Genomic DNA, 13,558 nt, shown 5'->3' with positions numbered 1-13,558 from the left:
GAATACGGTGTGCGGGGCCCGAGCAGCGCGCGCCTACTCGTCGATCGCCAGGATGCCCTCATCGATCGCATACTGGATCGACTTCTCCAGGTCCGGGCACGGATCCGGCCGCCCCGGCCCGGCCAGCTTCGCGAAGATCGGGCAGTGTTCGGCCGGGCTGACCGTCCACTGCACCGAGCGCTGATGCGACGAGGACTTGCGGACCAGGACTTCCACTCCGCATGCCCGGCAGGCCACCGGCGTCAGGCCGTCTTCGAGATAGCGCTGCCTGTCGACGACCGTCTGGGCACGCACCTGCTCCCGGCGATCCGGGCGGTCCGCGAAATCGGGTGCTTTTGCCCAGGAGACCATCAGGCACCCGCCTCCTGCTTGACGGCCGGATCCTGCTGAGCCGTCTCTTCTTCTTCCTTCTTACGCCGCAGATTCTCGGCGACCTCGGCCTCCCAGTGCTCGTTGGCCTTGGTGGTGTCGACCTCGAATTCGAAGCGCTGCACCATCTTCGGATCGATATCCGCGACGTCGACGTAGAACTGCTCATACCAGCGGCGCAGCTGGTAGACCGGGCCGTCCTCCTCGCAGAGCAGCGGGTTGTCGATCTTGGACTTGTGCTTCCAGATCTCCACGTCCTGCAGGAAGCCATCACCGAAGAAGTCGGTCATGGACTTGGCCAGCTTCTCGGCGGTCTCCTCGTCGATGCCCTTGGGCTTCTCGACCGAGAGGCCGTACTGCAGCACGAACGAATCCTGCGTGACCGGGTAGTGGCAGTTGATCAGCTGCACCTTGATCTGGTAGCCGCCGTAGATGTTGGTCAGCGGATTGATCATGTAGGACGGGCCGAAGTACGACGCCTCCGACTTCAGCAGCGTCTCCCCGCCGTATTTGGCGGCCATGCCGATGTCCGGACGGCCCTTCGTCTCGAGGAACTGCGTGGCCACGTGGCCTTCGAAGACATTCTTGAAGTACGTCGGGAAGGCGAAGTGGATGTAGAAGAAGTGGGCCATGTCCACCACGTTGTCCACGATCTCGCGGCAGTTGGCGCCCTCGATCAGCATCGTGTTCCAGGTGAACGGAGTCCAGTCGCTGTTGCGCTCCTCGACCGGGTTGCCGTCGGCATCGGTGTAGGGCCCCTCGATGTAGGGGATCGTGACGTCGTCCGGCGGGGGGTTGCCCTCGTGGTCGTGCCACACGTACAGCTGGCCGTTGCGCTCGAGCGTCGTCCAGGCGCGCGTACGCGCCAGCGGCGGCACCCGGCGCGCGTACGGGATGGAGGTGCAGCGGCCGTTACCGCCCCACCGCCAGTCGTGGAACGGGCACGCGATGGAGTCGCCCTTGATCTCACCCATGCTGAGGTCGCCGCCGAGGTGGCGGCAGTAGGCGTCGAGCACCTTCAGCTCGTCGTTGCTGTCGGCCCACACCACGAGTTTGGTGCCGAACGCCTGGACGGCATGCGGCTTACCGTCGCGAAACGTCTCGGTCAGGCCCAGGCAGTGCCAGCCCCGCGCATACCGGGTGGGCGTCGAGCCCACGTCGATCTCGCGCACCTTCCCGCTCCGCTGTGCGGTTTCAGCCATCGGTCATCCCTCCTCTGGAAGTACTAGAACACGTTACAAAATCGAGCGGCTCAGCGCCAGCTATTCCGTTGGCTACCAGGCAAAGGTGTTCGTTGTGGGACAATGAACACCCGTTCTCGACATAAATAAGAACGTGTTCTAGTCTCAAGACAAGTATCGGTTCCGCAGAACGGAAAGCGACCGATACACCCGTTCCGATTTCGATCAGGCAGGAGCAGCCCCCGAGATGACGCAAGAAGTGACCGAGCGGGTCGAAGCGCTGTTGCCGAAGCTGCGCGAACAGGCGCAGGAGGCAGAAGATCTGCGCCGGATTCCCGACGAGACCATGAAGGCGCTGCAGGAGACCGGTTTCTTCAAGCTGCTGCAGCCGCGCCAGTGGGGCGGATACGCCGCCGATCCCGTCGTGTTCTACGACACCGTGCGCAAGATCGCCAGCGCCTGCGGTTCCACCGGCTGGGTGGCCGGCATCATCGGCGTGCACAACTGGCATCTGGCGCTGTTCGACCAGCAGGCACAGGAGGAGGTCTGGGGCGAGGACACCCAGGTCCGCATCTCCTCCTCCTACGCCCCGATGGGCGCCGGCGTGGTGACCGAGAGCGGCGACGGCTACCTCGTCAACGGCTCCTGGGCCTGGTCGTCGGGGAGTGATCACGCCACCTGGACCTTCGTCGGCGGCCCGGTGATCAAGGACGGCAAGCCGGTCGACTTCGGCAGCTTCCTGGTTCCGCGCACCGACTACCGCATCGACGACGTGTGGAATGTGGTGGGCCTCAAGGGCACCGGTTCCAACACGCTGGTGCTGGAGAACGTCTTCGTGCCGCGGCACCGGTTCCTCAGCTACAAGAGCATGAACGACCTGACCGCGCCGGGCCTGCAACAGAACACGGATCCGGTCTACAAGATGCCGTGGGGCACCATCCATCCCACCACCATCTCCACGCCGATCGTCGGCATGGCCTACGGTGCGCTGGACGCGCACGTGGAGCACCAGGGCAAGCGCCTGCGCGCGGCTTACGCCGGTGAGAAGGCCAAGGACGACCCGTTCGCCAAGGTGCGCATCGCCGAGGCCGCCAGTGATATCGACGCCGCGTGGCGTCAGCTGTCGGGCAATGTGGCCGACGAGTACAAGCTCCTGGTCGCTGGCGAGGAGATTCCGTTCGACCTGCGCGTCGCGGCGCGTCGCGATCAGGTCCGCGCCACCGGCCGAGCGATCGCCTCTATCGACAAACTGTTCGAGAGCTCGGGCGCCACCGCACTGGCGAACGGCACTCCGCTGCAGCGGTTCTGGCGTGACGCGCACGCCGGTCGCGTGCACGCCGCCAACGATCCCGAGCGCGCCTACATGATGTACGGCACGCACGCGTTCGGGCTGCCGGTCACCGACGGGATGGTGTGATGACCGCCGTTTCGGAGCTGACCTATGAGTCCACCTCGAAGTTCGCGCAGGTGCGCCCCGATCTGCAGCTGCACTACCACGAGGCCGGCGAGGGCAACGGCCCCACCATCGTGCTGCTGCACGGCGGCGGACCGGGCGCCTCGTCGTGGTCCAACTTCGCGCGCAACATCCCGGTGCTGGCGCAGCACTTCCACGTGCTGGCCGTGGATCAGCCGGGCTTCGGGCAGTCGGACAAACCGACCGACCACCCGCAGTACTTCGTGCACAGCGCCTCGGCGCTGAAGGATCTGCTCGACACCCTCGGCATCACCGAACGCGTTCACCTGCTGGGCAATTCACTCGGCGGCGGTGCGGCCGTGCGCTTCGCGCTCGACTATCCGGACCGGGCCGGCAAGCTGGTCCTCATGGGTCCGGGCGGGCTGAGCACCAACCTGTTCGCCCCGGACCCCACCGAGGGCGTCAAGGCGCTGGGCAAGTTCAACGTCGAGCCCACCCGCGACAACCTGGAGAAGTTCCTGCGGATCATGGTCTTCGACCAGTCGCTGATCACGCCGGAACTGCTCGACGAGCGATTCGCCTCCGCCAACACCCCGGAAGCGCTGGCCGCGACCCGGGCGATGGGAAAGTCCTTCGCCAGTGCGGATTTCGAGAAGGGCATGTTGTGGCGCGAGGCGTACAAGCTGCGCCAGCCGGTGCTGCTCATCTGGGGCCGTGAGGATCGGGTGAATCCGCTCGACGGTGCGCTGGTGGCACTGAAGACCATTCCGCGCGCGCAGCTGCACGTGTTCGGTGGCTGCGGGCACTGGGCGCAGCTGGAGAAGTTCGACGAATTCAACCGGCTGGCAACCGATTTCCTCTTCGGCGCGAAGGAGCAGAAGTGAGTATTCGTGCGCTGGGATATATGCGCATCGAGGCGACCGACGTGGCCGCCTGGCGCAAGTACGGGCTCGAGGTGCTCGGCATGATGGAGGCGGACGGCCCCAACCTCGACGCGCTCTACCTGCGGATGGACGATTTCCCCGCTCGCCTGGTGATCGTGCCCGGCGAGAAGGACCGCCTGCAGGTCTCCGGCTGGGAGGTCACCGACGCGCCCGCGCTGCAACGGCTTCGGGAGACCCTGACCAAGGCCGACGTCGCCTTCGACGAGGGGACCAAGGACGAGCTCGCGGAGCGGCGCGTCGAGGGCATGATCCGCTTCCAGGACCCTTCGGGTAATACGCTCGAGGCGTTCTACGGCGCCCAGTATCTGGCCCGGCGTTTCGTCAGCCCCTACGGCCACAAGTTCGTCACCGCTGAACAGGGTCTGGGCCACGTGGTCCTGACCTGCAACGACGATGCCCAAGCGCAGGCCTTCTATCAGGATGTGCTCGGCTTCCGGCTGCGCGACTCGATGCGGCTGCCACCGCAGGTCGTCGGCCGGCCCGCCGACGGTGACCCGGCGTGGCTGCGGTTCTACGGCTGCAATCCCCGGCATCACGCGCTGGCGTTCCTGCCGCTGCCGAACCCGACCGGCATCGTGCACCTCATGGTCGAGGTGGAGAATTCCGACGACGTGGGGCTCTGCCTGGACCGGGCGTTGCGTAAGAAGGTCAAGATGTCGGCCACGCTCGGCCGGCACATCAACGACAAGATGCTGTCGTTCTACATGAAGACCCCCGGCGGATTCGATATCGAATTCGGTTGTGAAGGTTTGGAAGTCGACGACCATTCCTGGATCGCGCGGGAATCCACCGCGGTGAGCCTGTGGGGTCACGACTTCACGGTGGGATTCAAGTAGCGAGCGCGGAGAGGGCGACAACCATGACCGCCACGGACGAATACCCGGAAATCGACGGCCGGCTGTTCCGGAACGTGCTGGGGCAGTTCTGCACCGGCATCACGGTGATCACCACCTGCATCGAAACCGAGGACGCCGCGCCGGCGCCGATCGGTTTCGCCTGTCAGTCCTTCGCCGCCCTCTCCCTCGACCCGCCGCTGGTGCTGTTCTGCCCCACCACGGGATCGCGGTCGTGGGCCGCGATCGAGCAGTCCGGACGCTTCTGTGTGAACGTCCTGGCCGAGGAACAACAGCAGGTGTGTGCCCGCTTCGGTTCCCGCGAACCCGACAAGTTCGCCGGAATCGGCTGGAGCACTTCGGATCTGGGACTTCCGGTCCTGGACGACGCGCTGGCCACGATCCAGTGCACGGTGGACAGCGTCGTCGACGGCGGCGATCACTACATCGTGATCGGCCGGGTACAGGCCCTGTCGGAGTCCACGGACTCCGGCAGGCCGCTGCTGTTCTACCGCGGCCAGTACACCGCCATCGAACCCGAGAAGACGACCCCGGCCCCGTGGCGAGCCGACCTCGAACATTTCCTCACCACCACCACCCTGGACACCTGGTTGTAGGTCCGGGCGATCGTCGAGGGCGGGCACCTTTCCCGGTGGCCGCCCTCCGCTGTTTCGCGTGGCCGGCCGGGATCCGGAATACGTCGGACGGGTCGTGGGCCCGCATGTCGGCGTCGGACGGTGACAGATCGGTGGTGCGGTGCTGGGCGCTGCCGTGCCGGTGCGTTGACCGTGACCGGATCGGTCAGGATGCTGGTGATCGTCGCGGTGTGAGATCGGCCGAGTGGGGCAGTGTGGATATCTTGAGTGAGACGGTGGCGGCGGTGCGGACCGGGATGCCCGCCTCGGGATTGTTCGTGCGGCATGCACCGTGGGGGAGGCGGTATCCGCTGGTGCCGGGCGCCGGATTCCACATCGTGCTGCAGGGTGAATGCTGGTTGCTGGCACCGGATTCGGAACCGGTGGAGATGGGGCCGGGCGATGTGCTGTTCATGCCGCGCGGGGCCGCGCATGTGATAGCGGACAGTCCGCACAGCGCGATCACCGAGGTGGCGACCCCGGGTGAGCCGCGTGATATCCCCGGGCCGGGATCGCGGACCAGCTTGCTGTGCGGGGCATACGAGGTCAGCCGGAGTCGCCGTCATCCGCTGCTGGATCAACTGCCCGACTTCCTGCACCTGCCCGCCGATCCGGACCGCTACCCGGCACTGCGTGCCGCGGTGGATCTGCTCGTCGGCGAGCTCACCGAACCACGGCCGGGTACCGATGCCGCGGTACCCGCGCTGCTGGATACGCTGCTGCTGTTCGTTCTGCGCTCCTGGTACGAGAGGGCCGAAACCTCCGGCTGGGCAGGCGCTTTCGCCGATCCGGCGGTGTCGGCCGCGCTGGGCGCCATCCACGCCGACCCCGCGCGGGCCTGGACCGTTCCCGAGCTGAGCGCGGTGGCGGGAGTATCCCGCGCCACCCTGACCCGCCGGTTCGCCGCAACCGTCGGTGAGGCGCCGCTGTCGTATCTGACCCGCTGGCGCATGCTCACCGCCGCACGCCTGCTACGCGAGACCGACCTGCCGATCGCGGCGATCGCGCACCGCGTCGGCTACGGTTCCGAGTTCGCGTTCGCCAAGGCGTTCAAGCGCGAATACACCCTTGCTCCGGGGCGTTATCGCCGCGCCGAGGAGCTGCCGCCCGTCCTCGCGGTGTGAGGAGGCCGAATGCGTCTGGAAAGCCCGGTGCCGCTGGGCCAGAGGTAGCGCCGTGATTCAGCTGAACGGGGTCGAGTGCTCCTGCCGGACCCCGTCGACGTACAGTTCGACCTTCTCGTTGTAGAAGCAGACCAGCCCGGCAACCTTCTGACTCTCCGGCAGGGGAGTGCGGTAGTACCAGACCAGATCGGGATATTCGGTCTCGCCGATGCGGATGTTGTAGTACTCGGCGGTGCCCTTGTAGGGACAACTCGTCGTGGTGGCCGAGGGCGTGAGCAGATCCATCCGCACATCGGTCAGCGGCAGGTAGTAGCGCGGGACGAGTCCGGTCTCGTACAGGATGTGCGGCGAATCCGATTCCGCCACCACCTCTCCGCCGAGTTCCACCCGCACCGTGCGGGAACTGGCCAGGATGTCGACGCGCGTATAGGGATTGCGCGGATGAACGGAGATCGGCTCGTCCTCCTCGAACCACCGATCCATCTGTTCCCACTCCAAGCGGATGTGCTCACGCAGCTCCGGGATCGGCGACTCCGGATAGCGAAGGGCCGCAGCGGGTCTGGTGGTTTCACCGATCACCACGTCGTAGATGTCGCCCTCGCCGCGACTCGTGGAGTGCTTGGTCGATCCGGTCGCGACCAGCTCCGCGCGAACATCCTCGACCGGCACGTAGTACGTCGGGTAGTAGGGACTCTCCCACACCAGCAGCGGACGAATGGTGTCCGCGACGACGTGCCCGCCCACATAGGCCCGGATCCGCCGGTGCCCCGCCTCGGTCCGTACCCGCCCCCGATTGGTCTCGGTCATTTCACCACGGTACGCGCGGAAGGTGACGCGGTATACGGCACCGGCCGATGCCCATGACAAGGACCATGCGCCCAATGCTCTGCGTACCAGCATCCGTGCCCGCTTCGTGCCGGGGCAGATACCGGATGTCTTCGCCTGCCCGGTGGTTTTCCGAGACGTACCTTTGTGGACCGGTCACAGGTGATCCGATGACGGTATCGGCCTGGGCGAATCTCGTGCGCGAATAGCTCTGTGAATCAGCGTCCGAGCCTTTTCACCGGTGACGGACTGAGCAGCCAGTGTGTCGAACGTCCGGCGGTACACCCGAATATCGCGGGGTTGGGTGACGTTCAACTCTGCGGTTACCGTCTCGACCAGAACCATCGTCGAATCGAACATCAGGAAACCGGTCGTGGCCGTCTCGAACGGCGCCATGAATGGGATAATTCCGATGGTTATCCGGGGCACGCCGTGGACGGCCAGCAGCCGGTCCAGCTGACCGAGCATTGCCTCGTTGCCTCCGACCGTGGTGTACAAGGCCTGTTCCCCGATGAGGAAATGAAACAGGTGATCTCGCTTGTACAGGACTTGCTGACGTTCCATCCGCTTGGCCACACCGGCGTCCAAGTCATCGGGTATCTGTTGGAATTCGATGACTTTGCGGAGAATCCCGGTGGCGTACTCGGCGGTCTGGAGTAGGCCGGGAATCAACGATGGCTCGAATGATCGAAGTATCCGGGACTCGGATTCCCACTTTATCGACGCTTGTTGCCGTCGCTTGGTTCCGGTGCCGAGGACTTTCCGCCATTCGAGGTACGCGGTATCTATGTTCTGACGGGTGGCGTGCAGGTCAGCCAGCTGGTCCTGTGCGCCGCAGTCTCGGCAATACGCGGAGATGTCCTCCAGGGACGGTTTGATCCGGCCGTACTCGATCTTCGAGACCTTCGAGGGGTCCCATTCGTTACGCCGTGCGAGTTCGGCACCGGACAACCCGGCAGCGAAACGCTGTTGGTCAACAGAGCCGGTCACTGTGTGACGTAATCCCGAAACGGGGTACCGAGCGACCAGAACCGTTGTTTCAGCCCCACCGCGTATTCGGCGATGCCCGGGTCGGTGGTCATCGCACCCGACCAACCGCCGGAGTCTCCGAACGCCGAAAAGATGACCGTCTCGTCATCGAACAGCCAGAAATCATCGGGTGGCACTTCCCCGGCATCGTGCCGCGGTAGATACCGGATATCTTCTCCGGCGGCGGTGTTGAGTTCTGCGACCCGCATGGAGAACCTCGTGTAGTCGGTGTGCGGTACGGACACGATACGAATCCGCGTCACTGCGACGCCCTGGCTGACCGTCTCCCTGACCAGATCGGTCCACGGTGTGAACCACGCGTAATCGTCCGGCTCCCCGGTCGGGAATCGCTGGAGCGGTTCACTCTCTCCCGGCTCGACGTACGAGTCGAGCACTTCGAGATGGAACGCTTCCCGCTTGCAGGTCCGGAGTAGGTCCGGGAACCCTTCATCGGCTACCTCCGTTGCATCGTGCATGAAGTTGCACCCACGGGACTAATTGTGGCGTGTGAATGTCCTTGATGCACAGCAAAAATCCACCTTGTGCACGAATGTGCATGATCGTAGACCGTGGCCGAGGGTGGTTCCTACGGTTCTGACCGGGCCTCAGCACCGGGCTGAAACGACTTCCCCGGTGCCGGGTGCCATGCCAAGGCACATGAGGGGACGGAGACTACATGGACGCAAGGAAAAGGTGCGCAAGGCTTTTCGTGTTTCCCGGTGGCGTGCTGGAGGCGGTCGCCTACGGGGACGGCGACTCGGGTGGGGTGTATCTCGAGCTCATGAGTCGACTTCTGCCGCAGCGTGTTTCGAGTGCGCTGGATGTTCCCCCACCTGTTCACCCGGTCGAGTCGGCCGATCAGGAGACGTGCGGACGAGTTCTCCGGTCGCTGCGTCGATAGGAGGCATAGCCGCGTGCTCACCGTCGCGTGGATTGTCGTCGTCGCGTTGCCGGTGGTCGGGGGGCGTCTGGGCGGTCCGGCCCTACCGGGACGGGGATAGGGAAAGGCCGGAATCCCCTGCGGGTTTCGCGAGGGGATTCCGGCTCACCGCCGTTGCGGTCAGAGAAGGGGTACCGCAGCGGCGGGTGCCGTCCCGGCGACGGGGTGGGCCGCTCGGGACGACGAGTTCGGTCAGTCGTCGCCGACGGTGATGGCTTCGGCTTCGGCCGGGCTGTGTTCGGCCGGGTCGTGCTCGTCCATGTGGGACAGGGCCGAGCGGCCGCCGAGCAGCACCAGGACGCCGACCGCGGTACACGCGGCGCCGACCCAGAACGGCAGGGCCATCTGATGTTCGCCGAGCTTGCCGGCCAGATACGGGGCGGCGGCGCCACCGACGAACCGGACGAAGCTGTAGGCGGCCGAGGCGGTGGAGCGTTCCACCGGGGCGGAGATCATCACGGCCTCGGTGATCAGGGTGTTGTTCACGCCGAGGAACAGGCCCGCCAGTACGGTGCCCACGATCAGCACCGGCTTGTGATCGGCCCAGATCGCCATCGCGGCCAGATCGGCGGCGAACAGCGCGAGCGCGGTCGCGATCATCGGCACGGTACCGAACATGCGCTGCAGTCGCGGCGCGAAGACCACCGAAGCCAGCGCCAGCAGCAGACCCCAGCCGAAGAAGATGAACCCGATCGAATAGGTGCCCATGTTCAGCGGGAACGGGGTGTAGGCGAGCAAGGTGAAGAAGCCGTAGTTGTAGAGCAGTGCGGTGATGCTGACCAGCAGCAGTCCCCGGTGCCGTAAAGCCTTGAAGGGGGCCGTGATCGAGGTGTGATGGGCCGGTTTCGGCATCTCCGGCAGCAACACGACGATCGCGACGAACGCCACCGCCATCAAGACGGCGACACCGAAGAACGGTGCGCGCCAGCTGAATCCGCCCAGGAATCCACCGAGCAGCGGCCCGGCGGCGATACCGATGCCCAGTGCCGCCTCGTACAGAATGATGGCGCGGGCGACCCCGCCGCTGGCCGCGCCCACGATGGTGGCCAATGCGGTCGCGATGAACAGCGCGTTACCCAGACCCCATCCGGCGCGGAAGCCGACGATCTGCCCGACCGTTCCCGACGACCCCGCCAGCGCGGCGAAGACTACGATGATGGCCAGGCCGGCGAGCAGCGTCTTCTTGGCGCCGAAGCGGCTCGACACCACGCCGGTGATCAGCATCGCGACACCGGTGACCAGCATGTAGCTGGTGAACAGCAGGGTGACCTGCGACGGTGACGCGTGCAGCTGTTCGCCGATCGGTTTCAGAATCGGATCCACCAGGCCGATACCCATGAAGGCGATGACCGAGGCGAAAGCCACTGCCCATACCGATGTGGGCTGCTTGGTCTTCGGCGTGGTCGTCGCCTCGGTCGCGGTCGGCGATGAGAGAGTGGTGCTCATCAACGCTCCTACTTCGAGACTGTGTGCGGTGCAGCCGATTTCAGGGCTTCGAGGAGATCGGTCAGTTCACTTTCGAGATGGCTGAGCCGGTCGATGCCGAAGTCGGGCAACCGGGCCGCGAGGGCGGTGCCGAACGCGCGACGGGACACGGACAACTGTTCGCGCCCCGCCGGCGTCAGCTCGACGACCACGGCTCTGGAGTCGTCGGGGTCCTTGGTGCGTGCGGCGAGTCCGGCGGCTGTCAGCCGGCCGATCAGCGCGGTTGCCGAGGGCTGGGAGCAACCGTCGATCTCCGCGAATTCGCTGATTCGCAGCGGACCGTGCTCTTCGAGCGTGGACAGCGCCCGCACCATCGCACGCGGGAGCGCTCGGGTTCCCAGCGTGCCGGCCAGTCGAGTGAGCCGCGCGGCGGCGACGGCGATGTCGACCAAGAGCACCTCGGCCGGATCCGGGGCGGAGACCGAGCTCCGGGCCGGATCGGGGAGGGCGGGCGACTCGTTCGACTGCACGAAAATTATGTTACATAAGCTAACTATGTATGTACATAGCCTAACTATCTATCTTGGCGTGAGATCGCGCACACCGGGTTTTCGCAGGTCAGCAGGGTCCTATCTGGGGGTCGGCGCGGACGGGGCCGGCCGATGCAGATCAGGCCGGGCGAGCCAGCGGCCGCCCCGGCATCCCGAACAGTTCGGCATCGCCGTGCGCCCGCTTGAAATACAGATGCGCGTCGTGCTCCCAGGTGATGGCGATACCGCCGTGCATCTGCACGGTCTCCGACACCACCGAACGGAACGCGTGCGAGCAGTGGATGCGCGCCGACTCGAGGTCGAGCGTCGTCTCCGCCGTCACCGGGCGATCCAGATCCGCGATCGCGGCGTAGGCGGCCGAGCGGGCCGACTCCACCAGCACGTACATATCGGCCATGCGGTGCTTGAGTGCCTGGAAACTGCCGATCGGGCGGCCGAACTGCACGCGCGACTTGCTGTACTCCACGGTCGTGTCGAGGCACTGATCGGCCGCGCCGACCTGTTCGGCGGCCAGGGCGGTCCAGGCGACCGCCCGCAGACGGGCGGCGATCGCGCCCGCATCCCCGCCCAGCCGGGTGGCCGCCGCGCCGTCGAAGGCGACGGTGCTCAGGCGCCGGGTCGGATCCATGGTCCGCACCACGGTGCGGGTGACTCCCGGTGCGGTGGCGTCGATTTCGTAGAGTCCGTCGGCTGTCACCGCGAGCAGGGTGTCGGCATCGGCACCGTCCAGAACGTAGTGCGCGGTCCCGGTCAGTGTGTCGCCGTCGGCCCGCACCGCGTATCCCGCGGGTCCGCGAGCCACGCGTGCACTTCCGACTGCGCCTGTCGCCCAGCCTTTTTCGTCCGCCCAGCCCTTTTCGTCCGCCCAGCACACAGCGAGCGTCCGGGTGCCCTCAGCGACCCCGGGGAGCAATCGTTGTGCCGCGGCGGCATCACCCGTCGCGAGCACGGCCTGGACGCCGAGGACCGCCGACCCGAGCATCGGCGGGTTGTGCAGTGTGCGCCCGAGTTCCTCGATCACCACCAGCGCCGTGTCGATATCGGCGCCGACGCCGCCGTACTCTTCCGGAATCGCCAGCGCGGCCACACCCACCTGCTCGCACAGCAGTTGCCACAACCGCTCGTCGTAGCCGAGTTCGCTGTCGATCGCCCGCCGCAGGGCGGCCCGGTCGCCGTGGCGGGTGAGGACCGCGCGTACGGTTGCGGCCAATTCTTGCAGTTCCGCGGTATCGGTCATCGCCGTACTCCCGTCTCGTCGTCTCGGTGGTTCACGCGCCGGCCGCCACCGGCGTACACAGCGCCGCCGCGATCCGGGCGCGATGGAAATCGGCGGTGCCCCATGCGGATCGCAGGGCAGTCACCTTGGTCAGCCACAGCGACAGATCGCATTCGGCCGTGTAACCGATGGCGCCGTGCACCTGCAGGGCGATTCGCGCCGTCCGGTACGCGGCCTCCGCGCAGGCGAACTTGGCCGCCGAGACGTCGCGGGCGCGGTCGGCGGTGCCGAAGCTCAGCGCCGCGCGGTACAGCAGCGGTTCGGCCATGTCGAGGCCGATCCTCGCATCGGCCAGATGATGTTTGATGGCCTGGTAGCGCCCGATCGGCTGCCCGAACTGATGCCGCTGGATCACATAGGTGACGCTGGTGGCCAGCATCGCGAGACCCGCGCCCAGCAGCTGGGCCGCCGCCGCCAGCGCACCGGCGTCGAACGCGGTCTCCGCCGCGGCGAGCACCGAATCGCCCTGTGCCACTACCTCGTCCGGGCTCACCGGATACAGCCGCCGCGCCGCGTCCACCGATTCGATCCGGTCGCCGCGACGAGCCGTGCACAGCTTGTCACCGTCCACGACCAGCACCACATCGGCGGAATCGGCGTCGAGGACCGGTGTCTGCGGCGAGAGCGCGATGGTGCCGAGCGTCTCACCTGCGGCGAAGCTCGGCAGCCATCGCCGCGCCGGACCCGAATCGTCGAGCGCCTGCAACAGCGCCGGAATCACCGCGGCGGTCTCGATCACCGGGCCCGGTACCGCGGCCCGGCCGAATTCCCGGCACGCCACCACTAGGTCGATGGTCTCGGCCCCCATCCCGTCGTATTCCTCGGCCACGGCCAGGCCCAGGGCGCCCGCGCCGGCCAGTTGCCGGATCAGTGCCCGGCCGCCACGGGCGCCGCCGCCGTTCCAATTGCGGATGACGGCGGGCGTGCCCGCGGCATCACACATCTTGCGCAGGCTGTCGGCGAAGTCGCGTTGTTCGGGGGACAGTGCAAATCTCATCGATGGGTCCATTCG

General features: G+C 66.3%; 14 protein-coding genes. 5 read left to right on the top strand and 9 right to left on the bottom strand.

Features of this window, described 5'->3' with window-relative positions; genetic code table 11:
- Nucleotides 1-33: 33 nt before the first annotated feature.
- Nucleotides 34-351, bottom strand: a complete 318-nt coding sequence (locus C5E41_RS01720; RefSeq protein WP_104374042.1) for a hypothetical protein — start codon at nucleotides 349-351, stop codon at nucleotides 34-36.
- Nucleotides 351-1,571 carry a Rieske 2Fe-2S domain-containing protein gene (locus tag C5E41_RS01715; RefSeq protein WP_104374041.1) on the bottom strand — a complete coding sequence of 407 codons (1,221 nt, stop codon included), beginning with the start codon at nucleotides 1,569-1,571 and terminating at the stop codon, nucleotides 351-353. The genes C5E41_RS01720 and C5E41_RS01715 overlap by 1 nt, the downstream gene beginning before the upstream one ends.
- 226 nt (nucleotides 1,572-1,797) lie before the next feature.
- On the opposite strand from C5E41_RS01715, the gene hsaA reads away from it, so the two are divergent.
- The 5 genes from hsaA (at nucleotide 1,798) to C5E41_RS01690 (ending at nucleotide 6,500) form a co-directional block, all read left to right on the top strand.
- Nucleotides 1,798-2,967 (top strand): 3-hydroxy-9,10-secoandrosta-1,3,5(10)-triene-9,17-dione monooxygenase oxygenase subunit, encoded by a 1,170-nt coding sequence (gene hsaA, locus C5E41_RS01710; protein ID WP_104374040.1) that lies wholly within the window; start codon nucleotides 1,798-1,800, stop codon nucleotides 2,965-2,967.
- Nucleotides 2,967-3,848, top strand: a complete 882-nt coding sequence (gene hsaD, locus C5E41_RS01705) for a 4,5:9,10-diseco-3-hydroxy-5,9,17-trioxoandrosta-1(10),2-diene-4-oate hydrolase (RefSeq protein WP_104374039.1) — start codon at nucleotides 2,967-2,969, stop codon at nucleotides 3,846-3,848. The genes hsaA and hsaD overlap by 1 nt, the downstream gene beginning before the upstream one ends.
- Before the next feature lie 20 nt (nucleotides 3,849-3,868).
- On the top strand, nucleotides 3,869-4,744 hold the full coding sequence (gene hsaC, locus C5E41_RS01700; RefSeq protein WP_104374200.1) for an iron-dependent extradiol dioxygenase HsaC: 876 nt from the start codon (nucleotides 3,869-3,871) through the stop codon (nucleotides 4,742-4,744).
- A 23-nt stretch (nucleotides 4,745-4,767) separates the two neighbouring features.
- Nucleotides 4,768-5,358, top strand: a complete 591-nt coding sequence (hsaB, locus tag C5E41_RS01695) for a 3-hydroxy-9,10-secoandrosta-1,3,5(10)-triene-9,17-dione monooxygenase reductase subunit (RefSeq protein WP_104374038.1) — start codon at nucleotides 4,768-4,770, stop codon at nucleotides 5,356-5,358.
- Between the two features lie 233 nt (nucleotides 5,359-5,591).
- Nucleotides 5,592-6,500: an AraC family transcriptional regulator gene (locus tag C5E41_RS01690; protein WP_104374199.1), complete on the top strand. Its 909-nt coding sequence runs from the start codon at nucleotides 5,592-5,594 to the stop codon at nucleotides 6,498-6,500.
- Between the two features lie 57 nt (nucleotides 6,501-6,557).
- On the opposite strand, the gene C5E41_RS01685 is transcribed toward C5E41_RS01690, so the two are convergent.
- The 7 genes from C5E41_RS01685 to C5E41_RS01655 form a co-directional block, all read right to left on the bottom strand.
- Nucleotides 6,558-7,307, bottom strand: coding sequence for a DUF427 domain-containing protein (locus tag C5E41_RS01685; protein WP_104374037.1), 750 nt, complete (start codon nucleotides 7,305-7,307; stop codon nucleotides 6,558-6,560).
- A 174-nt stretch (nucleotides 7,308-7,481) separates the two neighbouring features.
- Complete coding sequence (locus C5E41_RS01680; RefSeq protein WP_258080676.1) at nucleotides 7,482-8,315, bottom strand: helix-turn-helix domain-containing protein; 834 nt, start codon at nucleotides 8,313-8,315, stop codon at nucleotides 7,482-7,484.
- A complete protein-coding gene (locus C5E41_RS01675) occupies nucleotides 8,312-8,830 on the bottom strand; it encodes a DUF6879 family protein (RefSeq protein ID WP_104374036.1) in 519 nt (172 codons plus the stop codon). Before C5E41_RS01675 ends, C5E41_RS01680 begins: the two co-directional genes overlap by 4 nt.
- Before the next feature lie 656 nt (nucleotides 8,831-9,486).
- Nucleotides 9,487-10,740, bottom strand: a complete 1,254-nt coding sequence (locus tag C5E41_RS01670) for an MFS transporter (protein WP_104374035.1) — start codon at nucleotides 10,738-10,740, stop codon at nucleotides 9,487-9,489.
- An 8-nt stretch (nucleotides 10,741-10,748) separates the two neighbouring features.
- On the bottom strand, nucleotides 10,749-11,249 hold the full coding sequence (locus C5E41_RS01665) for a MarR family winged helix-turn-helix transcriptional regulator (RefSeq protein WP_258080658.1): 501 nt from the start codon (nucleotides 11,247-11,249) through the stop codon (nucleotides 10,749-10,751).
- Nucleotides 11,250-11,388: 139 nt separating this feature from the next.
- A complete protein-coding gene (locus tag C5E41_RS01660; RefSeq protein WP_104374034.1) occupies nucleotides 11,389-12,507 on the bottom strand; it encodes an acyl-CoA dehydrogenase family protein in 1,119 nt (372 codons plus the stop codon).
- Nucleotides 12,508-12,538: 31 nt separating this feature from the next.
- On the bottom strand, nucleotides 12,539-13,543 hold the full coding sequence (locus tag C5E41_RS01655; protein WP_104374033.1) for an acyl-CoA dehydrogenase family protein: 1,005 nt from the start codon (nucleotides 13,541-13,543) through the stop codon (nucleotides 12,539-12,541).
- Nucleotides 13,544-13,558 lie beyond the last annotated feature (15 nt).

The sequence above is a fragment of the Nocardia nova genome (assembly GCF_002933465.1).
In the GTDB taxonomy this organism is placed as follows: Bacteria; Actinomycetota; Actinomycetes; order Mycobacteriales; family Mycobacteriaceae; genus Nocardia; species Nocardia nova_B.
The sequence above is the reverse complement of the archived record's forward strand: the minus strand, read 5'-3'. Positions and strand labels throughout refer to the sequence as shown.